This window comes from Streptomyces sp. NPDC058683 (assembly GCF_042716195.1).
GTDB lineage: Bacteria > Actinomycetota > Actinomycetes > Streptomycetales > Streptomycetaceae > Streptomyces.
Window position 1 is genome coordinate 64,503 of sequence record NZ_JBHXSK010000039.1, and the last position, 23,630, is coordinate 88,132.

A 23,630-nucleotide genomic window follows, 5' to 3' on the forward strand; every position below is an offset into this window, starting at 1 on the left:
CGGTCTAGTAGACGCCGCACATGCCGTCGATCGAGACCTCCTCGATCAGCGTGTCCGTCTCGACCAGGGCCTCGGGCTCGACCTCGGTGGCCTGCTCGTCGGCGGGAACGGTGTCGAACTCGTTCATGCGGTCCTCCCGGGGCCTGGCTCCGGCAGACTCGTGCCGGAGCGTGTTGGGGGCGGAGCGGAAAGGAAGGGCAACCGCCGTCGGAATCGGCGGGCGGCAACGGGCGCGTGTCACGGTCCGTTCACGTGCCGGGCCGAAGGAGAACAGCGGGCGGCTCCCTGCTTGTAGCCAGGAGACTAACGGCACATGGTGCCAAAAGGAAGGCATCGGCGTGCAACTGCACCTGAGGGTGCGGTCGCTGCATCAGCGACACGTCTGCGACCTGCGTGAACTCCCCCCGAGCCGGGCCGATGTCCGGTACCGCCGCGGGCTCCGGCGCATCGCGGTGGGCCGTGCGGGGGCTTGCGCTCGTGCCATGACTCGGCTTTGATCCCTGAGCCATGACAGAGATCCGCCTGCTCGTCCGCCCCGGGCCGCTCCCGTGAGTTCGGCACCCTTGCCCGGCGCACCTCACGATGTGCTCGTGGTCGGCGCGGGCGCCGCGGGCGCGGTGCTGGCCGCCCGCCTGAGTGAGGATCCCGACCGCACCGTCCTGCTGCTGGAGGCGGGTCCGTCCCCGGCGACCGAAGAGGAGTTCGGCCGGCGGCTGCTCGACGCACGGCTGGTCCCCGGTGCTCAGCCGGATCACCCCGGCACCTGCGTCCATCCCGTCCACCTCACCCCCGAGCGCCCGTGGGCGGTACCCCGCGGCCGCGTGCTCGGCGGCTCCACCACCGTCAACGGCGGGTACTTCGTGCGCGCCCGCCGCCAGGACTTCGACCGCTGGTCCGCCCTGGGCAACCCCGCCTGGGCCTACGACCGGGTCCTGCCCTTCCTTCGCGCGCTGGAGAACGACCTCGACCTCGGTGCGGGACCCCTGCACGGCGGTCAGGGCCCCGTGCGGGTCCGGCGCGTGCGGACGGACCACCCCGCGGCCCAGGCCTTCGGCGACGCGGCGCGCACCTGCGGATACGCCGTGGAGCCGGACAAGAACGACCTCGACGCGGCGCCCGGCTTCGGACCGGTACCCACCAACTCCGTGGACGGCGTACGCCGCAACACGGCCCTGAACTACCTGCCGCCTAAGGTCCGTGCCCGGCCCAATCTCACCGTACGAGGCGGAAGCCACGTCGTCCGGGTTGCGGTGGCACACGGCCGCGCCGTCGGCGTGGTGCTCGTCGACGGCACACTCGTCCGCGCGGGTGAGGTCGTGCTGAGCGCCGGGGCCATCGGCTCCCCCCAGGTGCTGCTGCTGTCGGGCATCGGCCCGCGCGCCGACCTGGAGCGGCTCGGCATACCCGTGGTCCGCGACACGCCCGCTGTCGGTGCGCACCTGAGCGACCATCCTCAGGTGGTCCTCGACTGGACGCTCCGCCACGACCCACCCGCGCCGCAGGGATCCTGGCTCGGCGGGTGCCTGCATCTGGCCTCGGGCGTCGGCGAGTACGGCGGCCGCGACGGTCCCGGCGACCTGGAGGTACTCCAGTCCCTCGTGCCGATGAGGGGGTTGACCAGCGGCCGGACCAGCGTGCCGGGGGAACCGCTGCCGTTCCTGGTCGCCGCGCAGGCACCGCGGCGTACCGGCCGGCTGAGCCTGGTCCGCTCCGATCCCGCCACGCCGCCGCGCATCCACTACGGATTCCTCAGCACACCGGACGACCGACGCCGGCTGCGCGAGGGAGTGCGTGCCACGGCCGCGCTGCTGGCGTCACCGCCCATGGCGGATCTCGCCGCCGGACATGCCGGCCCGGCCCCTGAGGTGCTGGCGGCGGACGGGGCGCTCGACCGGTGGGTCGCCGACAACCTCGGCACCGCGCAGCACACCTGTGGCACCGTGCCGATGGGGAGCGCCGACGACCCCGGCCGTGCCGCCGTCGACCAGTACGGACGGCTTCACGGCATCCGCGCGCTGCGCGTCGCCGATACCTCGATCCTCCCGGACGCTCCCCTGCGCGGTCCCGCCGCCACGGCCGTCCTGGTGGGCGAGGTGGTCGCGGACGCCATGCGCCGCGAGGTGCGCTGACGTTCCCGGCCGCCGCCTGCGGCGGCGGCCGGCGGATCAGCCCTGGAGGTGGCTCACCGAGTCCCACCCGCCGGCGAGTTGACGGAACGTCGCGTCGATCAGCGGCGCGAGAAGTTGCCGTTCGTCGGCGAGCCAGTGCTCGTAGGCGGCGATGGCGGCGGCCAGGGAGGCGTAGCCGACGAGCCGTGGCAGCAGATCGGACGTCGACTGGCCGGTGCGTGTCGCCACGAACTCGGTCACGATGGCACGCCACGCGTTGTACCGCAGTGTGGCGTCGGCCTGGAGCGTCGGCACGGTGAGGATGAGCTGCATCCGTTGCCGGTGCCACGGCACTTCCTCGGGGTCGAACCGGTTGAACGCGACGACCGCCTCACGCAGCGCATCCGCAAAGGAGACGTCCGGGTCGACGGCGTCGAGCAGTTGGCGCAGGCCCGCCAGCTGGTTCTCGAAGTCGCCCCAGACCAGGTCGTTCTTCGAACCGAAATAGCGGAAGAAGGTACGGCGCCCGATGCCTGCGGCGCCGGCGATGTCGTCCACCGTCGTACTGTCGAACCCCTGGGAGGAGAACAGCTCGAAGCCGATGCGTTCCAGGTCGGTGCGAGAGGTGGCCCGGGGCCTCCCGATCCTGCCAGGTGCGTCCGCTCGCGTGCTGGTGGCCTGCTCCACGGGCTCTCCCTCCCCCGGGCGGGCCTCCGGCGCCGGCCCAGGGCACAACACGATACGCGTCGCCGGCGGCATGCCGCGAACGACCGCGTACCGGCCCCGTGGAGGGCTGGGACGAGTTCAGCGAGAGCTCTTCACCAGGCCGATGATCTCCTCGGTGGTCCCCGTCTCTCCCAGCTTCGGGAAGACGCGCTCGACGGCGTTGGCGTGCGCCCCGGGGTCGAGGTCGGTCATCGCGTCGGTTGCCAGGGTCACGTGGTAGCCGAGCGCGTACGCCGATCGCGCGGTGGACTCGACGCCGATACTCGTGGCGATTCCGGTGAGAACGACCTGGGTCACGTTCTGCGACCGCAGGTAGGTGTCCAGGTCCGTGCCGGGGAAGGCGTCCCATGTCTTCTTGGTGACGACATGGTCGCCGGCCTCGGCCTTCAGCTGCGGAACGAGGTCCGTCCAGTTCGACGCGGGAGCCGACCTGGACTTGGGCAGCTCGTTGCGGCCCGGGGCGCCGCCCGCGACGTTGATCAGCACGACCGGCAGCGCGTACGAGCGGAAGACGGCCGCCAGCTCGGCCGCGCGATCCACGACCTCCGAGGCCGGATGCACGGTCGGCAGCCCCACTGTGCCTTCCTGCAGATCGACGACGAGAAGCGCGGAACGGGCGTCCACGGTGGTCAGAGACATGCCACAACCCTCCATCTAGATAGACATTTTTGCATTCAAAACTGTATCAGTTTTGGGCCGCTGCGACGGCGAGCATCCTGCCGCGCTCGTGCAGCTTGACCCGCCCTCGGCCCAGCGGCCGGCCCGCGATCTCCTCCGCGGCGTCGATGCGCTGCCACGCGGACCACTCCACGACATCGACGCCGCGTTCCCGCAGGAGGAGGAGAGGATCCCGGAATGCCTGACGAGACGGCTTCGGGGCGCGCGCCCGGTCCTGTGTGATCGCGGCGACAGTCGCGACGGCGTCCTGCTTGTTGGTGCCGATGACGCCGCTCGGTCCTCGCTTGATCCAGCCGGCGACATACACGCCGGCGAGTTGTCCGGTGCCGTCCATGACCCGGCCCTCGGCATGCGGGACGGTGCCGGTGTCCGGCTGGAACGGAAGGCCGGGCAGGGCCAGTCCCCGATAGCCCACCGAGCGGACGAAGAACTGCGCGGGAAGCACCTCGTCGGCCTCCGCCCGCCCCGGACCACGGCGGATCACCCGCAGACCGCGGGCGGAGTCCTCGCCCACGAACGCGACCGGGGTGCGGAAGAAGGCGAAGCGCACGGTTCGGCGGTGCGTTCCCGTCGGTGTGCCGGCGGCGTATCCACGCAGCGTCGCCAGCATCCGGCGCGTGGACGGACTCTCCTGCGCGGAGTCGGCGGCGGCCTGGTCGTCGGCCAGGTCGTCCGGGTCGGCCAGGACGTCCGTATCGGACAACTCCCGGAGTTCGCCCAGCTCCTTGCTGCTGAACTTGGCATGCGCCGGGCCGCGGCGCCCCACGACGAGGATCTTGCGGACCGTGCTGGCCGCCAGGACATCGACGACGTGTTGGGGCACATCGGTGCGGCGCAGTTCGTCAGGGGTGCGGCAGAGCATCCGGGCCACGTCCAGGGCCACGTTGCCCACCCCGATGATCACGGCGGTCTCGGCCGTCAGCGCGAAGCGGTCCACCGCGGCGTCGGGGTGTCCGCTGTACCAGGCGACGAAGTCGGTTGCCGAAGCCACCCCCGGCAGGTCCTCGCCGGGGATCGACAGGCGGCGGTCCGCGCTCGCCCCGCAGGCGACCACGACGGCGTCGTAGCGCTGTCGTAGCTCGTCGAAGGTGATGTCCGTTCCCACCCGTACGTTTCCGAGGAACCGCACGCGCGGGTGGGCGAATATCTCCGCGAGCGAGCCGACGATCGACTTGATCCGCTGGTGGTCCGGGGCGACGCCGTAGCGCACCAGCCCGAACGGCACGGGCAGTCGCTCGTAGACGTCGACGACGGCGTCCAGGCCGGCCTGTTCGGACAGCTCCTGGGCGACGTACGCGCCCGAGGGCCCGGAACCCACGACGGCCACGCGAAAGGCGGTACCGCTCATCGGTCCTCCTGGGCCCCGGTCCCGGCGACGATGTCCGCGTCATGGGTGGACGGGCCGAACTTCTTGGCGCCCCTGGGTGACCCGATGCCGTCGAAGAACGACGCGTTCGCCGTCAGGAACGCGCGGTTGTCGTCGCTCAGATCCTCCGAGTACAGGATCGCGGACATCGGGCACGCCTCCTCGCAGGCGCCGCACTCGATGCATTCGTCCGGATGGATGTACATCATCCGTCCGCCCTCGTATATGCAGTCGACCGGACACACCGCGATGCAGCTTCTGTCCTTCACGTCGACACAGGCCGACGTCACCACGTAGGTCATCGGACCTCCTTCCGTTGGAACTGGTCAGACCTGAACCTTCTGGGTCACCCGCCCGCCGCTCCGCTCGCGGCGCTCACCGCAGGACCAACGGCAGCTCGTACCAGCCGTTGCGCAGCAGCTGACGGATCTCACGAGCCTCGCCCGCCTGCTCGATCACCGAGAAGCGGGAGAGCAGTGCCTCGTAGAACAGGCGTGTCTCCAGCCGGGCCAGATGGGCGGCGATGCACAGGTGCGGGCCGTAGCCGAACGACAGATGGGCGGCGGCGTTCGGCCGCCGGATGTCGTAGGTCCAGGGGTCCTCGAACACCTCGGGGTCGCGGTTCCCGGCGTCGAACAGCAGATAGACCCGCTGGCCTTCCTTGATGGTGACGCCGCGCACCTCGGTGTCGTGCATCACCGTACGCAGGAAACCGCGCGCAGGTGTCGTCCAGCGCAACGACTCCTCGATCGCACCGCCCAGGAGCTGCGGTTCGGCTCGCAGCAGCTCCGTCTGCCCGGGGTGTTCGGCGAGCGCCAGGGCCATGCCGGCCAGGAGCGAGCGGGTCGTGTCGCTGCCGCCGGCGAGGAAGAGGCTGCAGTAGATGAGCAGGGTGCTCTCCGTCAGCGGCCGGCCGTCCAGCTCCGCCGCCAGCAGTGTCGAGATCAGGTCCTCGCCGGGCCGGGCACGCTTGACCTCGAACTGGGCGCGGAAGAACTCGTTCATTTCCTGGAACTGCCGTACGGCCTCGCGGATGTTCTCCGCTCCGTGGATGAGCTTCAGGGACTCCAGTGCGTCGCTCCACCCCCGGATCTTCTTGTCGTGACCGGACGGCAGCCCGATGAAGTCCTCGGCGACCTTGATGGGCAGCCTCGCCGCGATGGTCTCGACGAAGTCGAACGGCTCGCCCGGTACGACGCCGCTGACCAGAGCGTCGACCTGCCGCTGCACGTGGTCACGCAGGGAGGCGAGTGCCCGTGGTGCGAAACTGCGCGAGGCGACGCCGCGCAGCTGACCGTGGCGTGGCGGGTCGGCGTAGGCGAACTGCTCCCCGGGGCCGTACAGGGTGGCGTACGCCTCGGCCTCTTCCGGTTCCAGCCGCAGCTGATGCAGGTGCAGCCCGCGGCTGGAGCTGAAGATCTCCGGGGTACGAGCGGCCTCCCGGATGTCTTCGTGCTTCGAGAGGACGAACAGGTCGAGCGGCTCGTAGTAGAAGACCGGGTGCTCGGCATGCAGCCGCGAGTAGACCTCCTGCCGGTCCTCGAAGTAGAAGTCCGGGTCCTCGATCTTGACGTCGTCGCTGGTCAGTGTCGTCATCTGGTCATCGCCGATCTCTCGATGTGCTGGCTGTTCGGGGCGTCCCGCAGGGGCCAGGGCGCATCAGGACTTCCATGCGCTTGTGGGCCCCAGCAGCTGGCCGCCGTCGACGACGAGCTGCGTGCCGGTGATGTAGCTGGAGTCGTCGGACGCCAGGAACAGTGCCGCCGAGGCGATCTCGTCCGGCCGGCCGATCCGCGGGATCGTCATCCGGCCGAACCAGGCGTCCTTGTCCAGTGCGGCGAAGCCGGGCCCGGAGTTCATCGGTGTCTCGACTCCGCCCGGGTGCAGCGAGTTGACCCGGATGCCGTACTCCCCCAGCTCCCGGGCCGCCGCCCGCGCGTACGCGGCGTTGCCGGCCTTGCTGACCGCGTAGGGGATGAATCCCGGCCCCACGGACATCGAGGCGATGGACGACACCACCACCACCGAGCCACCGCCGGCTTCGATCATCCCGGGCAGACAGGCCTGGGTGCCGATGATCGGTCCGAGCACGTTGACGCCGACGGCCAGGCCGACCGACTCCGCGTCGGCGGAGGCCACCGTCCCCGGTGTCATCACGCCCGCGTTGTGGACCAGCACCGTCGGCCGGAGCCCGAACGTCTCCTGGCAGAGCGAGACGGCGCTGTCCCAGTGGCTCCGCTCGCGGACGTCCACATGCAGGTAGCGGGCAGACTCCCCCAGTTCTCCGGCCAGTGAGGCTCCTTCGGAGTCCAGGACGTCGGCGATCAGGACACGTGCGCCGGCGTCCACGAAGCGCCTCGCCATGGCCGCGCCGATGCCCCGTGCGCCACCCGTGACGATCGCAGCTCGGCCGAGGAGTCGGTCCGAGTCACTTCCTCTGCTCATCGAAGTCCACTCGCCTCCGTGTGGGAAACGTGCTGATCAACGCTCCATGGAAGGGAGTCCACCCTCCATGCGGTGTTCATTTTTGCATACATTTACAGTATGGTGGCCGGAGATCAGCGTCAAGTGGTACCTGCGTAACCCAGCACTATGCATACAGAAGTACGTCCACAGAGAGGTGCCTCGTGCGGGACAACCGAACCAAGATGCGGATGTCGTCGGGCCGGCCGGCCCTGGGCGTGTCGCTCACCATCCCCGACGCCTTCGTCACGGAAGCCATCGGCGCGGGCGACTTCGACTTCGTGCTGATCGACATGGAGCACGCCCCGATCTCGATCGACGGGCTCCAGACCATGCTCGTCGCCCTGCGTGCTTCCGCGTCGACGGTGTTCGTCCGCCCCGGCGCGAACGACGCCGCGCTGATCGGCCAGATACTCGACCTGGGGGCCGAGGGCGTGATCGTTCCCGGTGTGCACGACGCCGCGCAGTGCGCCGCGGCGGTGAGCGCGACGCGCTACCCTCCGGCCGGAGTACGCGGGTTCGGGCCGCGCCGGGCGGCCCGCCTCGACGGCGGCCGCGCGGAGTACCTCGCACGGGCCGACAAGGAGATCGCCGCGTTCGTGATGATCGAGCACGTGGACGCGGTCTCCGGCATCGACGCCATCCTGGAGACACCCGGGCTCGACGGGATCATGGTCGGACCGGCCGATCTCGCGGCATCGATGGGGCACCTGCACGATCTCGGCCACCCGGCGGTCAAGACCGCCATCGACACAGTGGCGTCGGCGTGTGAGCGGCACGCGTTCCCGTTCGGCATCTTCGCCCCCGCCGAGGCATCGGCCCGTCTGTGGGTGCGAAGAGGCGCCCGGTTCGTCGCGGTCGGCGCCGACACCCAGTTCCTCGACCAGGGCATCGCACGCGCCAAGTCACTGATCTCGGAGGTCACTTCGGCCGACTGAGCGCGCATGGCGGCCGTCGCGCCGGCCGGGGTCGGCCCCGGCAGGAAAGACACGGCCCGCAGCCCACCGGAGTCCGGGGCTGCGGGCCGCCGTTACGGCCGGGCAGACCGACCTCAGGCGATCGCGGCCGGATCGGGCAGGGGCAGGCCGAACACCACCGCGCGCGCGTCCGCGGTGCCGGCGAGCGCTGTCTTCTCCCCGAACTCGGAGAAGACGACGGTCCCCGGCTCGTAGACCACGCCGTCGACGGTCAACCGGCCGTCGATGATCCAGAGCAGTTGCGTGCGCTCGGCGGTGAGGTCCAAGACCCCATCGGCCGTGTCCCACACGTAGTTGGCGACGTAGACATCGTCCTCGGTGAAGCGGCCGAGGGTCTTGGCCGAGACGCCCCCGCCGATCGGGCGCCAGGCGAAGCCCTCCGGCTCCATGATCACCGGCTGCGGGTAGCGAGGTGTGGGGTAGACCAGCTTGCGCTGGTTGAAGGTCTCCCACACCGCGTTGCGGCCGTCGGCGCGATGCTCCTCGCCGTCCGCGTCGACGGTGATGTAGTAACCCTCCCGGAACTCGCCCGTCTTCTGCATCTGCGCGTAGGTCTCGTCGTGCTGGGCCCGGGAGACCCAGTGCTCCCCCCACTGGATCAGCAGAAGCTCCGCTTCCTCGATCGTCTCCGGGCCGTACGCGGCACCGGCCGGGAAGAACACCGACTGCCCCTGTGCGGCCACCTGGTAGTGACCGAAGTCGGGCTGCCCGCTGACGGTGTAGCGGATCTGGTCGAAATTGTGCTTGTGCCGCGGGGCGGTGAACGTGCCGTGCCCGCCCTCATAGCGCACGAGGTCCGCGGTGTACCCGACGCCCGGCGACACCTCTCCCTCGTGCACGAGCTTGCGGTGCACCCGGCCGGGCCGGTTGGCCTTGCTGACGAGGCTCCACGGAATCTTCGCGGTTTCGATCACGTGCATGTCGACTCCTATCGGTACCGGCAGCGAGGTCGTCGGCGCGCCGGTCGGACACGGACGGGTGGGCGCGGGCGTTCGTGCGCCGGGTGAAAGCGACCGGGAGAGCCGCCCCGGGGCCGGCGGCCCCTGGGGCAGGGCGGTGCGGTCAGGGGGCGTCCGAGGGGTCGCGATCCAGGATGATCGCCTTGGGCTCCAAGTACGGCATGAGGCCCTCGCGGCCGCCCTCACGGCCGATCCCCGACTGCTTGAAGCCGCCGAACGCGAAGGCATGCGAGTTGCGATGGGCGTTGTGGCCCACCGTCCCCGAGCGGATGCGCCGGGCGAACTGCCAGGCGCGGTTCTCGTCGTCGGTGAACACCGCGCTGTTCAGACCGTAGGGGCTGTCGTTGGCGACGCGGATCTGGTCGTCCTCGTTCTCGGCCGGGATGACGCTCAGCACGGGGCCGAAGACCTCGTTCCGGGCGATCGTGGAGTGGTTGTCGACATTGCCGAGCAGCGTCGGCTCGATGAACCAGCCCTTGTCGAGCCCGGCCGGCCGGTGGCCTCCCACGGCGAGCTGCGCGCCCTCCTCGAGTCCCTTGCCGATCAGCCGCTCGATGGTGTCCCGCTGCCGTTGCGCGGCGACAGGTCCCATGTCGCTCTCGGAGTCGAAAGGATCACCGACCTTGACCTTGGCGAACTCGGCGCTGAGCGCCTCGACGAGCTCGTCGTGCCGGTGCTTGCTGACGATGACACGGGTCAGGGCGGAGCACACCTGACCGGTCAGTTCCATGGTCGAGTCCGCGAGGGAGGCAGCCGCCTTCTCGAGATCGTAGTCGTCGAGGACCAACGCGGCCGACTTGCCGCCGAGTTCCAGGTTGACCCGGGCGACGCGGTCGGCGCACAGGGCGGCGATGCGCTTGCCGGCCGCTGTCGAGCCGGTGAAACTCACCTTGTCGACACCCGGGTTGGCCACCAGCGTCTCGGACGCGGCCCGATGCGCGGTGACGACGTTGACGACTCCGGCGGGCAGACCCACCTCCTCGGCGATCTCGGCGAGGAGATAGCCGGCCGACGGCGACTCCGGCGAGGACTTCAGAACGATGGAACAGCCCGCGATGAGCGCCGGGGCGAGCTTGAACGACAGGGCCACGATCGCGGCGTTCCACGGCACGATCGCGCCGACGACACCGACCGGTTCGCGTGCGAGCCAGCCGTGGCCACCGCCTGCCGGGGTGTGCCGCTCGATCCACTCGAAGTCGTCGGCAAGGTTTGCGTAGAAGTCGTAGATCCCGGCGATCCTGGCCCCGCGGACCACGGCGTCACCGTGCAGGATGCCCATTTCGGACGCCCAGGTGTACGCGATCTCGGACTGCCGCTTGCGCAGCCCTTCGGCGATGGCGCGGATGTACTCGGCCCGCTCGGCGGGGCGCAGGTACGGCCACGGGCCCTCGTCGAACGCGTGGCGCGCCGCGTCCACGGCGCGGCCGACGTCCTCGGGCTTGGCCTCGGCGACCTGGAGGTAGACCTCCTCGGTGGCCGGCTGAACGACGTCGATGAGATCACTGGTCGACGGCTTCACCCACGCGCCGCCGATGTAGAAACGGTCAGGGTGCTTGAGGGGAGCGGCGGCAATCTTCGGTGCGGTCACTGCGTTCGTCTCCAGAGTGTTGAAGCTGGAAGCAGAGGTAACCCGCCGTCATGGCAGGGGTCAGAAGTCCGGGGCCGTCGGGCCCCGCGTCGACGTCAGTGCCGTGCGGCGAGCGTTTCTTCGCCCTCACCCAGCTACCGGTACAGACACGCGGCGTCGGCAAATATGTATGCATTCTAGCCGACACTTTGGCAGGCAGGAAGACCTCTGTGGCGGCGCGACGGGGCACGCCGGGCCTGATGCAGGGCGAGGGGAATGGAGCGAGCGGCGGACGGCGCCTGCGCCGGCCGAGGATCCGTCACGGCCGTGAGAAGAGGGCTACCGCCCCCGTGAAGCACGGCACCGGAGGTTGCGGAACGCCCTCACCACCGCTGGCCGCGGTACCCGTGGGGCGCGGCAGCGATCGCGTCGGCAGGCATGCGCGAGCCCGGGCGCACAGACGCCCGGGCTCAGGTGCACAGGTCAGGAACGACCCCGCAGGAGCATGGAACTCTCGTGGCCGCCGACACGATGCGCGTCGAACAGCTCGACGAGGGCCTCGCGGTCGTACTTGCGCAACGTCTTGATGATCTGCTTGTGCTCCTGGCTGATCCGGGTGGTCACGTGCGGCAGTCGCCACCACCAGGCGAGATAGCCCTCGGACAGCTGCCACAGCCGCTGGATCTCGCGCTTGAACTGGTTCAACGGCGACAGTTCGAAGATCGTGAAGTGGAAGTCGCGGTTGGCCCGGAGAACCGCCGCGATGTCGCCCTGACCGACGGCCGCGATCATCTCGTCGTTGTACCGCGCGAGTGCGTCCAGCGTGGCCTTGTCGGGCTTGGCGATCGAGCGGAGCAGTTCCCCCTCGAGCAGCTCGCGCATCCGGTAGATCTCGGCGAGGTCCGACGGCTCGAGACGGGACACGACATAGCCGCGGTTGGTCTCGTAGGTGACGACGCCCTCGGACTCGAGCGTGCGCAGCGCCTCGCGGAGCGGGCTGCGGGACACCCCGATCTGCTCGGCCAGGTCGACCTGGCGGATCTTCTGCCCCGGCAGCAGCGCCCCCTCGATGATCAGGCCCCTGATCTGGGCGGCCGCCTGCAGAGTCAGCTGCATCGGCTCGGAGACGGAGCGCGCGCGCCCGGCAGCCGCCGACTCCTCCGACTCGGAACCGGGCTTCCCGACCACAGCGTCACCGCCAGCCTTCACCGCACTGCCCATCCGTTCGTTTCGCCGTCATTAGTGAGGCCAAAGATACACGCAGACAGTGCCCGCGGAGGCGAAAGTTGCAGGCAGACAGCTTGACTTGGAGCGGCGGGCGACGGTTACGCTCATGGCACCTACCCACGTAGTGACTGCGAGGTGGAACTGCTGTGTCCGACGACCGGATGGATTCCTCCCCCACCCTGGCGAGCGAGCCGCCCCTGGCCGGCCTGCGTGTCGTCGACATGACGATCTGGATGGCCGGGCCCGTGACCGGCATGCTCCTCGCCGACCTCGGGGCCGACGTCGTGAAGGTGGAGAGCCTCAACGGCGACCCCACGCGCTCGCACACGGCCCCCACCGCCGGCAGCGGGACCACCGGGACGAGCATCTCCTACTCCACCTTCAACAGGAACAAGCGCTCCGTGGCCCTGGACCTCGGTTCCGCGGCCGACCGGGGAACCTTCGACCGGATGATCGAGCGGGCCGACGTCTTCATCACCAACATGAGCCCCACGACCGTCACCAAGCTGGGCGTCGACGCGGACTCCCTGCATGCCGTGAACCCACGACTGGTGTACGCCCGCGGCTCCGGGCTCGGCCCCGGCGGACCACGGGCCAACGACCTCACGCAGGACATGACCGGCATGGCCTACGCCGGAATGCTGTTCGCCCTGTCTCCCGACCCGGAGCAGCCGTTCGCTCCGCCCGGCGCGCTGAACGACGTGATCACCGGCACCTACCTCTTCAGCGGCGTACTGGCCGCGCTGCTGCGTCGCGCCCGGACCGGCCGCGGCGAGACCGTGACCGGGTCCCTCCTGCAGAGCGCGTTGTGGACACAGATGGGTCTGGTCGGTTCGGTGGCCAACACCGAGGGCGCCTCGACCACGGGCAGGCCGCGCACCGACCCGCGCAACGCGCTCCTGAACCAGTACCGGGCCGGGGACGGCAGATGGATCGCCGTGGCCGCGGTCAACGCCCGGGCGTGGGACTCGTTCGTGGCCGGTGCGCAGATCGAGCACCTGGTCACCGACCCGCGGTTCGCCACGTACGCCGACATGCTGGCCAACACGCACGAGATGCGCGTGGAACTGGACCGGCACTTCGCCACCCGCCCGGCCGGCCACTGGCTCGAACGGCTGCGCGAACACGGTGTGTGGTGTGCGCCCGTGAACCGTCTCGGGGACGTCCTGGACGACGAACAAGTCGCGGCGAACAACTATCTGACCACGTTGAGCGACGGGCTGCGGACGGTGTCGATGCCGTTCACGCTCGACGGCTTCACACCCGACGCGGCGGCCGGGCCCGGCCTCGACGCCGACCGCGACGCGGTCCTGCGGGACTGGGGAGTGGACCCCTCCCCTCGTCCCTGACCTCGGCGCCCGGCCGAAAGCGGCTGTGTCACTCACTACTGAAGTAGGCACTGTGACCGTCGTTGCTATGCTGGGGCCCAGCAGGCCGACGCACGCGGCAACCCCACGTCCACAGTGTGAAGGGACCCCACCCATGGCCCGGCAGGTCTCCGCCCCCGTCAACGCGTCCCGGCTCGACACCCGGGTGATCAACGCCCTGGTGGAACTCGGGTTCTCCCAGTACGAGGCGCGCACCTACGCCGGCCTCATCGGGCGGGAGCCAATGACCGGCTACGCCGTCGCCAAGGAGACGAACGTCCCGCAGCCCAAGGTCTACGAGACCCTGGTACGCCTCGTGGAGCGTGGTGCGGTGGTGCAGACCAGCAGCACTCCCGCGAAGTTCATCGCCGTGTCGCCGACCCGTGTGCTCAACGAGCTGGAGTCCGCCTTCCGTCAGCGGCTGGCCACGGTCGAGCTGGAGATCTCGCGGATGCGTCCGGCCGGTGCCGGAACGCAGAATCTGCGGCCGTACCAGGAGGCGACCTCTTGGGTCGAGATCGCCGCCGCGGCCCGGCAGCTCATCACGGGCGCCGGAGAACGGGTGTACGTCTCCGGTCACAGCTCGTACCTCGACGCCCTCGGCGACGCCCTCGACGAGGCCGACCGGCGCGGCGTCCGTATCGACGTGCTGTGCTTCGGCGAACCGCCCTTCTCCCTCCAGAACGGCACCGTCATCCGGCACAGCAGTACCGACGGCACCGTCTACCGGCACCACCAGGCACGGCACCTGGCCCTCACCTGTGACTCAGGCGGTTCCTTGTGGGCCCTCGCTCCCGAGGGCGACGTCTGGGAAGCCGTCTTCGCCACCGACGACACCCTGCTCGCGGCGCTGGTGAAGGGCTTCGTCCGGCACGACATCTTCATGCAGCGCACGTACCACGACTTCGCCGACGACATGCGCGCCCGCTACGGCGCGGGACTCGAGGGGCTGTTCGACCGGAACGCCGCGGCGTCCGGCCGGCGCGGACAGCGCCACACCGACCCGCCGGAAGGCGACCAGGGCGGGCTGCGGTCACTGGCCTGACCAGCGGCGCCCGGCCCGCCCACCCGTACGGCGGGGCGTGCTCAGCGGGCGAGCAGTACCGCGTCCAGGGTCACGCAGTCGGTGCCGGACTCGCTGACGACCATCCGCAAGGGGTTGACCTCGATCTCTGCGACGCGGCCGGCCTCCGCCAGGAACATCGTCGCGAACGCCTGCGCCACGCGGGTGAGTCGAGCCGCATCGGCCGCCTGCCCGCCGCGCACCCCCTGCATCCGCTGCCACAGCCGCAGCGGGCTCAGCGCCCGGGTGAACTGCTCGTCGGTGAACGGGATCGCGAGGTGCAGGACGTCCTTCTCGATCTCGGTCTCGATGCCGCCGGTGCCGACGGTCAGCACCGGGCCGAACACCTCGTCGTGGTGAGCGCCCACCAGCACGTCGAGACCCTCGCCCACCATCTCCTGGAGGTAGACCCCGTCGGCCGTGAGGCCGAAGGGGGCCAGCCGACCGGGATCGGTCATCGTCGTCCAGACGCGTGCCGCCTCCTCGGGCGAGGTGATGTGCAGGGCGACACCGCCCACCTCGGTCTTGTGCACCAGGCCCTTGGCGGACAGCTTCATCGCCACCGGCCGGCCGATGCGGCGCTGCGCCTCGGCGGCCTGCTGCGCGGAGGCGGCGAACTCCTCGGCGGGGAAGCGCAGGCCGTGGCGTTCGAGGAGTTCACGGGCCTCGTCGTAGCCGAGAGCGGTACGGGTGGCGTGGGACTCCTCGGGCGGCTCGGCCGCTGCCTGCGCGGGGGGCGTGGGCGCGGCCGGCAGGGACACCTTCGCCCATTCCACGACCCGGGCCAGGGCGGTCACCGCGCGGTTCAGGCCGTCGTAGGGTGCGAAACCGGCGTCGGAGAGCACGTCGTACCCGCCGCCGTGCTTCGGCGACATCCACACCGGGATGAGCAGGGTGTCGTGCCCGGCGGCTATCTCCAGCGCGTCGGTGGTCACCGAGACGGTGCTGTCGCCGTAGTCGGCGGGCATCGCGAACAGGATCGAGCCCACGTTCGGGTCGTCGCAGACCAGCTGGAACACCGCACGGTTCAGCGCGGAGTCCGTGAACACCTTCGTGGTGAGGTCGACCGGGTTGTCGACGAAGCCGAAGCTCGGCGCCCGCTCGGCGAGGGCCCGTGCGGTGTCCTCGGTGAACTCGGCCAGGTGCAGGCCTGCGGCGCCGATCATGTCCGCGCCGAGCGACGCCGTGCCGCCGGAGAAGGAGTACACGCAGACCTGCCCGGCGCGGGTGATGTCCGCGTCGAGGGCCTTGTGGAACAGCAGCAGCGTCTCGGCGAGTTCGTCGACGTCGTCCACGCGGATCACGCCGTACTGGCGGAACACCGCGTCGGCGACGACGTCGTTCCCCGCGATGGACGCGGTGTGCGACGCGGCGGTCTTCTGCCCGTACTCGGAGCGGCCGATCTTGAGGACCACCAGCGGCTTGCCGGCCTGCTGGGCACGGCGGGCCGCGGCGATGAACTTCGTGCCGTCGCTGAACCCCTCGACCACCGCGCCGATCACGCGCAGCCGGTCATCGTCCACCATGTGGTTGACGAAGTCACCGACGTCCAGGTCGGCCTCGTTGCCGGGCGAGGCCCACAGCCCGATGCCCAGGCCCCGCTCGCGCCACTGCATGACCGCGCGGCCCAGTCCGCCGCCCTGGGTGACCAGGCCGACCGGGCCGAGGCTCACGTCGTCGCCGGCGACCGGCGACATGGTCAGCAGCACGCCGTCGGCGTTGTTGGACAGTCCCGGGGAGTTGGGGCCGTACACCCGCATGCCGGCCGCGTGCGCGGTCTCGACGAGCTGCCGCTGGAGGTCGGCGCCCGAGTCGTCGGTCTCGGAGAATCCGGAGCTGAGCACCATGACGTGCCGGGTCCCGGCCGCCGCGCAGTCCTTGACGACGTCGAGTACCGCCCCGGCCGCCACGAGGACGATCGCCACGTCGACGGGCTCGCCCGGGATCGCCGACACCGACGGATACGCCCGGTCGCCCAGGACGGTGTCGTAGGCCGGGTTGACCGGGAAGGTGCCGCCGGGGACCGAGGAGTTGTTGCGGACGTTGTGGTACGTCGAGCGTCCGAAGGAGCCGGGCCGGTCGGAGGCGCCGACCACCGCGACGCGGTTCGGACGGACCAGCCGGGAGATGTCCGCGAAGGACGACATCGAGATCACCTGTTCCGTGGGGTGTGGACGGACTGTCCCGTTACGCGTCGGCTCGGCCGAGCCTGGTGCCGACCACGCAGATGAAGCAGACGCAGTCGCCGGGGGCGCCGCCGAGGTTCTGGGTGAGAGCCAGACCGCGGTCCGCGGTGGCCACCTGCCGTTCGCCGGCCTCGCCACGCAGTTGCAGCCAGCACTCGTAGATCATCCGCAGGCCGCTGGCGCCGACCGGGTGCCCGAAGCTCTTCAGGCCGCCGTCGGGGTTGACCGGCAGGTCCCCGTCGCGGTCGAAGCGGCCGTCGAGGACGTCCCGCCATGCCGTGCCGCGCCCGGTGAACCCGAGGTCCTCCATGAGCACGATCTCGGTCGGCGTGAAGCAGTCGTGGACCTCGGCCAGGGCCAGCTCACGCCGCGGGTCGGTGATCCCGGCCTGCTCGTAGGCGCCCTCGGCGCAGCTCACGACCTCGGGGAAGCTCGTGTAGTCGTACTCCTCGTCCGCGGCGCCGGAGCCCGCGCCGGTGACGAGCGACAGCGCCTTGATGTAGAGGGGGCGGTCGGTGTAGAGGTGGGCGTCCTCGGCGCGGACGACGAGGGCCGCGGCGGCGCCGTCGGCCACACCGGAGCAGTCCAGTACGCCCAGGACCCCGGCGACCGCGGGCGAGCGGGCGATCGTCTCCTTCGAGATCTCCTTGCGGAACTGGGCCCGCGGGTTCAGGGCGCCGTTGGCGTGGTTCTTCCACGCGACGTGGGTCATCGCCTCGCGGAAGTCCTCGGCGGCGATGCCGTAGCGCTGCTGGTAGGCGGGGGCCAGCAGGCTGAAGTTGGCCGGGGCGGAGGTGTTCACGCGCGTGCCGTCGTCCTGGATCTTCGGGGAGACGAGCCCGGCGTAGCCGGTGTCCTTGAGCTTCTCCACACCCACCGCCATCGCCACGTCGACCGCGCCGGAGGCGACCGCGTACACGGCGGCCCGCAGCGCCTCGGAGCCGGTGGCGCACATGTTCTCGACCCGGGTGACGGGCTTGCCCGTCAGACGCAGCGGGCGGCTGAGCGCCATGCCGCTGATCCCGGAGACGTAGGTGCCCAGCCAGTACGCGTCGACGTCGTCGGCCGACATGTTCGCGCCCTTGAGGACGTCGGTGACCGCCTCGACCGCGAGTTCGTCGGCGCCGCGGTCGAAGTGCTCGCCGAAGCGGGTACAGCTCATCGAGACGATGGCCACCCGATCACTGAGACTGTGCTGTGCCACGGCGCTCTCCTAGCTCTCGTCGTCCGTGGACGGGTCGCGGCGCGGGCGCGACTTCCAGACGTAGTTGTGGATGCCGTCGACGGTTCCGCCGCGCCGGAAGGTGGGGACGACCTCGTCGCCGACCCAGATCGGGCGTCGGACGTCGGTCAGTTCGCACTGGAGCCGTCCGCCGCCCTCGAAGGCCACGACGGCGCTGACCAGCGGGGGGCTCGGGGAGAACGCGAGACGGTCGACGGTGAAGGTGACGACGCGAGCGGTCTCGCCGCCCGCGCTCACCGGATCGAACGCGTCGGTGTGCCGGCACCGGTAGCAGACCGTGGGCAGCGGGTACTGCACGGCGCCGCACGCACGGCACCGCCCGCCGGACAGGGAGAGCTTGTAGCGGCGGTTGCGCCAGGCGTAGGGCGCGGAGGGGCGGTCCGGTTCGGGGCGGCGGGGGCGCTCGCCCTCGACGCGCCGGCGCCACAGCAGGTACTGGGGGTAGGTGATCGTCACGCCGTCGCCGATCCGGTCGCGCACCGGGCGCCCGCGCAGCTCCGCGATGCTGTCGGCGGCCCGCAGGACGATCGCGTCGGCGCCGTCGGCGAGGGAGACCAGCAGCAGGTGTTCGCCCGGTCCGGCCGCGTCCAGGAGGTCGGCGAGCAGCAGGCCGGCATGGGCCGTTCCGGTGTTGCCGACGGCGTCGGCGAGGTCGGCTCCCTGCTGCCGGGCGCCGGTGGTGCGGCGGATCGCGGCGCCCACGGTGCGTACGGCTCGCGGGTTGAGGCCGGCGACGGCGAAGCGGTCGATGCCGTCCAGGTCCAGGCCCTGCTTGGCCAGGGTGACCAGCAGCTGGTCGGCGAGTTCGGCGTACCGCTGTTCGCCGAAGCGTTCCTCCCAGGTGTGGGCGTCGCCGGAGCCGGGGGTGCGCCACCGGTCGATGAACTCGGCGGTCGCGGAGGCGGTGTGGGTGAGGTCGGCGAGTGTGCCGTCGGCGCCGAACAGGTAGGCCGCCGAGGCGTCGCCGCCGCCGCGTTCGTCGGCGCCGCCGACGGGTCCGCCGCGGAGGTCGGCGAGGACGGCCAGGCCGCCGTCGCGGGCCGCCGCGAGCAGTGCCGTGATGCCCGAGCGCAGGTTCGCGCCGAGGTCGACGGCGGTGATGTCGGGGGGCAGGTCGAGGGCGGCGTGCACGGTGGTCGCGTTGGTCTTGTCCGCGTAGACCGGGTCGGAGGTGGCGAACCAGAGGCTGCCCACGGACTCCGTACGGCCCCGCACCACGGGGAGCGCGGCCGCGACACCGAGCGTGGTGGTGTCCTCGTCGTATCCGGCGACGCTGCGTTCACCGGAGGCGTCCGCGCCCAGGGCCGCCGCGATCTCCGATCGCCGCAGCCGGTACTGCGGGACGTAGCAGTGGTACTTGACGATGCCGGTCACGCGCCTGCCTTCCTTCGTTGTCGACGCGCGGGAAACCCGCCTAGCGCAGGGCGGAGACGCCCAGTAGTTCCTTGCCGATCCCCAGGATCTGGATCTGCGAGGTGCCCTCGGGGATGGTCGCTTCGCGGGCGTCGCGGAACAGCCTCTCGGGGACGCTGCCGTCCATCAGTCCCGCGGCGCCGAAGACCTGGACCGCGCTGGTGGCGGCGGCGTTGGCGGCCTCCGAGCAGTAGTACTTGGCCATGGCGCACTCGGTGCGGGCCTGGTGGCCGGCGTCCAGCAGCCGTGCGGCCGACTGGTACATCTGGCGGGCCGCCCGGGTGCGTACGGCGATGTCGACGACGAGTTGCTGTACCAGCTGGAACCCGGCCAGGGGCCGGCCGAACTGGTGGCGGTGCCGTGCGTGGTCGGTCGCCGCCTCCAGGGCCGCCTGGGCCAGTCCGGTGCAGCCGGCGCTCACGTTGAGGCGGCCGGCGTTGACGGCGCGCATCGCGAGGGACAGGCCGCGTCCGATCTCGCCGAGTACGTTCGCGGCCGGGACCACGACCCCGTCCAGCTCGACGTCGCAGCAGGTCACGGAGCGCACCGGCAGGTGCGGGCGGTCGACCGCGCGATATCCGTCGGCGCGTTCGACCAGGAACGCGGTGACGCCACGGGACCCGAGGTCCGGGTCGACGGTGGCGAGCACGATGCCGAAGTCGCCGTGATCGGCGTTGGTGATGTACGCCTTGCGGCCGGTGAGCCGCCAGGAGCCGTCCGGCAGGCGTTCCGCCCTGGTGGACAGGGCGGTGGCGTCCGAACCGGCGTCGGGCTCGGTGATCGCGAACCAGCCCGGTCGCCGGCCCGCCAGCAGTGGCCGGAGGAACCGCTCCTTCTGCTCGTCGGTGCCCGCCATGGAGAGGAGTTCGGCCACCAGCGTGAGGATGTTGGCCGTGGTGCGGATACTTCCCCAGCAGCGTCCTGCCTCCTCCATCAGCAGGGCGCTCGCCAGATGCGACAGGCCCAGTCCGCCGTCGGCGACCGGGATCGCGCCGCGGACGAAGCCGACGTCGAGCAGGCCGGGCACGATCTCCGTCGGGAAGGTGCGGTCCCTTTCGGCGGCCGGGATCAGCGGTGCGACGCCGTCCAGGTAGGCGCGGGCGCGCCGCAGCAGGGCCCGGGTCTCCTCGTCGAGGAGGGCCCAGTGGCCGGGCAGGTCCTTGTCGCCGGCCTCGGTGGCGGTGGTCGTGGTCAGCTGAATCGCCCCCCGGAGACGTGCACGACCTCGCCGGTGAGGAACCCGGCCTCGGGTGAGGTGAGGTAGAGGACGGCGGCGGCGATGTCGCTCGGCTCGCCCAGGCGCTTGATGCTGTTCGCCTTCACCGCCCGCTCGGCGATCGCCTCGAAGGTCTCCAGGCCGCGCAGCGACGCCGTCTCGATCAGGCCCGGCGCGATGGCGTTCGCGGTGACGCCCTTGCGGCCCAGCTCCTTGGCGACCGACTTGGTCAGGCCGACCACTCCGGCCTTGGCCGCCGAGTAGTTGGCCTGGCCGGGGTTGCCCTGCCAGGCGCGGGAGGCGAGCGTGACGATACGGCCGTAGCCCTGGGCGGTCATCAGCCGTGCCGCTTCGCGGACGCAGAAGAAGGTTCCGGTCAGGCAGACGTCGATGACGTCGGACCATTCCTCGTCGGTCAGCTCGGTCAGGCGGCGGTCGCGCGGGAATCCGTGGCTGGTGACCAGGATGTCCAGGCGGCCGTGGCGCTGTTCGATGCCGGTGACGGCGGCACGGACCGCCGCGGAGTCCGTCACGTCCAGGAGCAGGGACTCCACCGGCTTGGCCGCCGGCACCGTCTCGGCGCAGCCGGCCACCGCTCGTTCGAGCGCTTCGGCACTGACGTCGGCGACGACGACCTGCGCTCCGGCCGCCGCGAGCCAGTGGGCGGTCTCGCTGCCGAGGCCGCCGGCGCCGCCGGTGATCAGTGCGACCTGGTCCCGCAGGTCGCTGAGGCGACGTGACATCGCGCTTCCCCTCACTCTGCTGAGAACTTCTCTGCCGAGAACTTCGTGGATGACGTCGTGCCGGCGGGGTGTCCGCCGCCGCGGGGGCGACGGGCGGCCGGCTAGAGGGTGCGCGCGATGATCTCCTTCATGATCTCGTTCGCGCCGCCGTAGACCTTCTGGACGCGGGCGTCGGCGTACATCCGCGCGATCGGGTACTCCTCCATGTAGCCGTAGCCGCCGAAGAGTTGCACGCACTCGTCGAGGACCTTGCACTGCACGTCGGACAGCCACCACTTGGCCATCGCGGCGGTCTCGTTGTCGAGGCGGCCCGCGCCGATCGCGACGATGCAGTGGTCGAGGAAGAGCCGGGCGGCCTTGGCGAGCGTGGCGCATTCGGCGAGCACGAACCGGGTGTTCTGCTGCTGGTACAGCGGCTTGCCGAAGACCTTGCGGTCCTTGGTGTACTCCAGGGTCAGCCGGACGGCCTTCTCGGTCTGCACGACGGCGTTGACGGCGAGGATGAGCCGTTCCTGCGGCATCTGCGTCATCAGCGCGGGGAAGCCGGCACCCTCGGCGCCGATGCGGTTGGCGACCGGCACGCGGCAGTCGGTGAAGAACAGTTCGGAGGTGTCGGCGGCGTGCTGGCCGATCTTGCGCAGCGGCGCGCCCCGGGAGAAGCCGGGCCGGTCGGCCTCGACCGCGATGAGCGTGATCGCTTTGGGATCGGCGGCGGCGGTGTCCTGAGGGTTCTCCACCTTGACTGCGACGATGACCAGGTCGGCGGTCCGGCCGTTGGTGATGAAGGTCTTCGCCGCGTCGACGACGTACTCGTCGCCCTCGCGGCGCGCCCTGCCCGTCATGGCGCGCACGTCGCTGCCGGCGCCCGGCTCGGTCATCGCGATCGCGCCGATGGTCCTGCCCTCGACCATCTGCGGGAGCCACTTCAGACGCTGTTCCTCGGTGCCGTACCTGAGGATGTAGTCGGTGACGACGCCGCTGTGGACGTTGTTGCCCCAGCCCTTCTCGACCGCCCGTGACTGTTCCTGGGTGATCACGACCTGGTGCAGGATGTTCCCGCCGGGGCCGCCGTACTCCTCGGGCACGGTGGGACACAGCAGGCCGAGTTCGCCGGCCTTCAGCCAGAAGTCGCGGTCGACGTAGCGCTGTTCGGACCACTCGGCCATCCGCGGCGCGGCCTCACGCTCGAAGAACTGGCGTGCCACGTCGCGCAGTGCCTTCAGCTCGTCGGTCATCCAGGGAGATACGTAGTCGTTCATGTCCCGGCCTCGGTCGTGGGATCGGTGCGGAAGGTCGCGGAGCCGCGCACTGTGGTGGTGCCGTCCGCGAGAGCGGCGGCGACGTCGAGGACGACCGTGCGCCGGCCGTCCTCCTCGTGGATCTCGCGGACGGTGCCCCGGCAGGTGACCTGCGCGTGGACCGGGGTCCTGGCGACGAACCGGACCGTCCAGGTGTGCAGTTGCGTCTGCGCGAGGTGCGAGGTGAGCAGGGCTCCCAGGTAGGCCATCGACAGCATGCCGTGCGCGAAGACGTCGGACTCGCCGGCCGCGCGGGCGGCGTCGATGTCGATGTGGAGGGGGTTGTGGTCGCCCGAGGAACCGGCGAACAGGGCGAGCGTGGTCCGGCTGATCGGGGGCAGCACCAGCGGGGGCAGCTCATCGCCCACCGCGAGGGTCTCCAGGTCCGTCATGCGGCGGTGTCCCATCTGATGGCGAGGACGTTGACCAGTTCCGCGACCGGCTCGCCGTCCCGTGTCACGGATGCCGTGCGCTCCAGGAGCCCGAGCCGGCCTTCGCGTTTCTCGGTGTAGCCGGTGATGCCGAGGTCGAAGTGGAGCCGGTCCCCGGCGAAGCACGGCCGGTGGTAGGTGAACGTCTCACCGGCATGCAGCGCGCTCGACAGGCCGGCGCCGAGCACGCCGAGCGCGTGGTACGGATCGGGCCGGCCCATCTCCAGGCTGAACAGGTACGTGGGCGGCACGAGCAGGTCCGGGTGGCCGGCTCCCCGGGCGGCGGCGACGTCGTGGCACACGGGGCGCAGGTCGCCGATCGTGCGCGCGAAGAACCGCAGCGGGCCGCGCTCGACGACGACATCGAAACCGGGAAGCCGCTCCCCCACGATCGACTGACGTGGCACCGGCCCGTCCCCTTCCCTTAAGAAATACATCCACTAATGCATACACTGTCTCCTGTCGGCAGAACAAGAGGAGGGTCACAGCTGATAGTCACTGCATACGTAGTGAAGATGACCGAGTAATCGGAACTCAGGAGAGATAATTGCTACCTACCACGTTAGTGAGTACGATCCCTTCTGCGATCAACGCTCTGC

22 protein-coding genes are annotated in these 23,630 nt (G+C 70.6%); 4 read left to right on the top strand and 18 right to left on the bottom strand.

What is annotated here, in order from left to right:
• Positions 1 to 4: 4 nt before the first annotated feature.
• Positions 5 to 127, bottom strand: coding sequence for a mycofactocin precursor MftA (mftA, locus tag ACFWXC_RS35605; protein WP_362566931.1), 123 nt, complete (start codon positions 125 to 127; stop codon positions 5 to 7).
• 463 nt (positions 128 to 590) lie between these two features.
• Here mftA and mftG point away from each other — a divergent pair, with 463 nt between their 5' ends.
• Entirely contained in the window at positions 591 to 2,129 is a 1,539-nt protein-coding gene (gene mftG, locus ACFWXC_RS35610; protein ID WP_384485262.1) for a mycofactocin system GMC family oxidoreductase MftG, read from the top strand.
• A 36-nt stretch (positions 2,130 to 2,165) separates the two neighbouring features.
• On the opposite strand, the gene mftR is transcribed toward mftG, so the two are convergent.
• The 6 genes from mftR to ACFWXC_RS35640 all read right to left on the bottom strand — a co-directional run bounded on the left by mftR (position 2,166) and on the right by ACFWXC_RS35640 (position 7,323).
• A complete protein-coding gene (mftR, locus tag ACFWXC_RS35615; protein ID WP_384485264.1) occupies positions 2,166 to 2,795 on the bottom strand; it encodes a mycofactocin system transcriptional regulator in 630 nt (209 codons plus the stop codon).
• Between the two features lie 117 nt (positions 2,796 to 2,912).
• Positions 2,913 to 3,473 (bottom strand): cysteine hydrolase family protein, encoded by a 561-nt coding sequence (locus ACFWXC_RS35620; protein WP_384485266.1) that lies wholly within the window; start codon positions 3,471 to 3,473, stop codon positions 2,913 to 2,915.
• 46 nt (positions 3,474 to 3,519) lie between these two features.
• Entirely contained in the window at positions 3,520 to 4,860 is a 1,341-nt protein-coding gene (locus tag ACFWXC_RS35625; RefSeq protein WP_384485268.1) for an FAD-dependent oxidoreductase, read from the bottom strand.
• Positions 4,857 to 5,180, bottom strand: coding sequence for a ferredoxin (fdxA, locus tag ACFWXC_RS35630; protein ID WP_384485270.1), 324 nt, complete (start codon positions 5,178 to 5,180; stop codon positions 4,857 to 4,859). The genes ACFWXC_RS35625 and fdxA overlap by 4 nt, the downstream gene beginning before the upstream one ends.
• A gap of 73 nt (positions 5,181 to 5,253) precedes the next feature.
• Positions 5,254 to 6,474, bottom strand: a complete 1,221-nt coding sequence (locus ACFWXC_RS35635) for a cytochrome P450 (protein ID WP_384485272.1) — start codon at positions 6,472 to 6,474, stop codon at positions 5,254 to 5,256.
• Between the two features lie 63 nt (positions 6,475 to 6,537).
• Entirely contained in the window at positions 6,538 to 7,323 is a 786-nt protein-coding gene (locus tag ACFWXC_RS35640) for an SDR family NAD(P)-dependent oxidoreductase (protein WP_384485274.1), read from the bottom strand.
• A gap of 182 nt (positions 7,324 to 7,505) precedes the next feature.
• Between ACFWXC_RS35640 and ACFWXC_RS35645 the strand changes: the two genes are divergently transcribed.
• Positions 7,506 to 8,279: an HpcH/HpaI aldolase/citrate lyase family protein gene (locus ACFWXC_RS35645; RefSeq protein ID WP_384485276.1), complete on the top strand. Its 774-nt coding sequence runs from the start codon at positions 7,506 to 7,508 to the stop codon at positions 8,277 to 8,279.
• 113 nt (positions 8,280 to 8,392) lie between these two features.
• Here the strand turns inward: ACFWXC_RS35645 and ACFWXC_RS35650 are convergent, their stop codons facing one another.
• From ACFWXC_RS35650 to ACFWXC_RS35660, 3 genes are all read right to left on the bottom strand, one after another.
• Positions 8,393 to 9,238, bottom strand: a complete 846-nt coding sequence (locus tag ACFWXC_RS35650; protein WP_384485278.1) for a hypothetical protein — start codon at positions 9,236 to 9,238, stop codon at positions 8,393 to 8,395.
• Positions 9,239 to 9,380: 142 nt separating this feature from the next.
• Positions 9,381 to 10,865, bottom strand: a complete 1,485-nt coding sequence (locus ACFWXC_RS35655; RefSeq protein WP_384485280.1) for an aldehyde dehydrogenase — start codon at positions 10,863 to 10,865, stop codon at positions 9,381 to 9,383.
• A 462-nt stretch (positions 10,866 to 11,327) separates the two neighbouring features.
• Positions 11,328 to 11,960, bottom strand: a complete 633-nt coding sequence (locus ACFWXC_RS35660) for a GntR family transcriptional regulator (protein WP_384485282.1) — start codon at positions 11,958 to 11,960, stop codon at positions 11,328 to 11,330.
• Between the two features lie 257 nt (positions 11,961 to 12,217).
• Between ACFWXC_RS35660 and ACFWXC_RS35665 the strand changes: the two genes are divergently transcribed.
• Both ACFWXC_RS35665 and ACFWXC_RS35670 read left to right on the top strand, forming a co-directional pair.
• A complete protein-coding gene (locus tag ACFWXC_RS35665) occupies positions 12,218 to 13,420 on the top strand; it encodes a CaiB/BaiF CoA transferase family protein (RefSeq protein WP_384485284.1) in 1,203 nt (400 codons plus the stop codon).
• 133 nt (positions 13,421 to 13,553) lie between these two features.
• A complete protein-coding gene (locus ACFWXC_RS35670; RefSeq protein WP_384485286.1) occupies positions 13,554 to 14,483 on the top strand; it encodes a TrmB family transcriptional regulator in 930 nt (309 codons plus the stop codon).
• A 41-nt stretch (positions 14,484 to 14,524) separates the two neighbouring features.
• On the opposite strand, the gene ACFWXC_RS35675 is transcribed toward ACFWXC_RS35670, so the two are convergent.
• The 8 genes from ACFWXC_RS35675 to ACFWXC_RS35710 form a co-directional block, all read right to left on the bottom strand.
• The gene (locus ACFWXC_RS35675) at positions 14,525 to 16,648 is read right to left on the bottom strand and encodes an acetate--CoA ligase family protein (RefSeq protein WP_384485288.1); all 2,124 of its coding nucleotides are present in this window, start codon (positions 16,646 to 16,648) and stop codon (positions 14,525 to 14,527) included.
• 40 nt (positions 16,649 to 16,688) lie between these two features.
• Positions 16,689 to 17,891, bottom strand: coding sequence for an acetyl-CoA acetyltransferase (locus ACFWXC_RS35680; protein WP_384485290.1), 1,203 nt, complete (start codon positions 17,889 to 17,891; stop codon positions 16,689 to 16,691).
• Positions 17,892 to 17,900: 9 nt separating this feature from the next.
• Positions 17,901 to 19,304 carry an OB-fold domain-containing protein gene (locus tag ACFWXC_RS35685; protein WP_384485292.1) on the bottom strand — a complete coding sequence of 468 codons (1,404 nt, stop codon included), beginning with the start codon at positions 19,302 to 19,304 and terminating at the stop codon, positions 17,901 to 17,903.
• A 40-nt stretch (positions 19,305 to 19,344) separates the two neighbouring features.
• Positions 19,345 to 20,544, bottom strand: coding sequence for an acyl-CoA dehydrogenase family protein (locus ACFWXC_RS35690; protein ID WP_384485356.1), 1,200 nt, complete (start codon positions 20,542 to 20,544; stop codon positions 19,345 to 19,347).
• Entirely contained in the window at positions 20,535 to 21,302 is a 768-nt protein-coding gene (locus ACFWXC_RS35695; RefSeq protein ID WP_384485294.1) for an SDR family oxidoreductase, read from the bottom strand. The genes ACFWXC_RS35690 and ACFWXC_RS35695 overlap by 10 nt, the downstream gene beginning before the upstream one ends.
• Positions 21,303 to 21,403: 101 nt before the next feature.
• On the bottom strand, positions 21,404 to 22,561 hold the full coding sequence (locus ACFWXC_RS35700; RefSeq protein ID WP_384485296.1) for an acyl-CoA dehydrogenase family protein: 1,158 nt from the start codon (positions 22,559 to 22,561) through the stop codon (positions 21,404 to 21,406).
• Positions 22,558 to 22,992: a MaoC/PaaZ C-terminal domain-containing protein gene (locus ACFWXC_RS35705; protein ID WP_384485298.1), complete on the bottom strand. Its 435-nt coding sequence runs from the start codon at positions 22,990 to 22,992 to the stop codon at positions 22,558 to 22,560. Before ACFWXC_RS35705 ends, ACFWXC_RS35700 begins: the two co-directional genes overlap by 4 nt.
• The gene (locus tag ACFWXC_RS35710) at positions 22,989 to 23,438 is read right to left on the bottom strand and encodes a MaoC family dehydratase N-terminal domain-containing protein (RefSeq protein WP_384485300.1); all 450 of its coding nucleotides are present in this window, start codon (positions 23,436 to 23,438) and stop codon (positions 22,989 to 22,991) included. The genes ACFWXC_RS35705 and ACFWXC_RS35710 overlap by 4 nt, the downstream gene beginning before the upstream one ends.
• Positions 23,439 to 23,630: the final 192 nt, after the last annotated feature.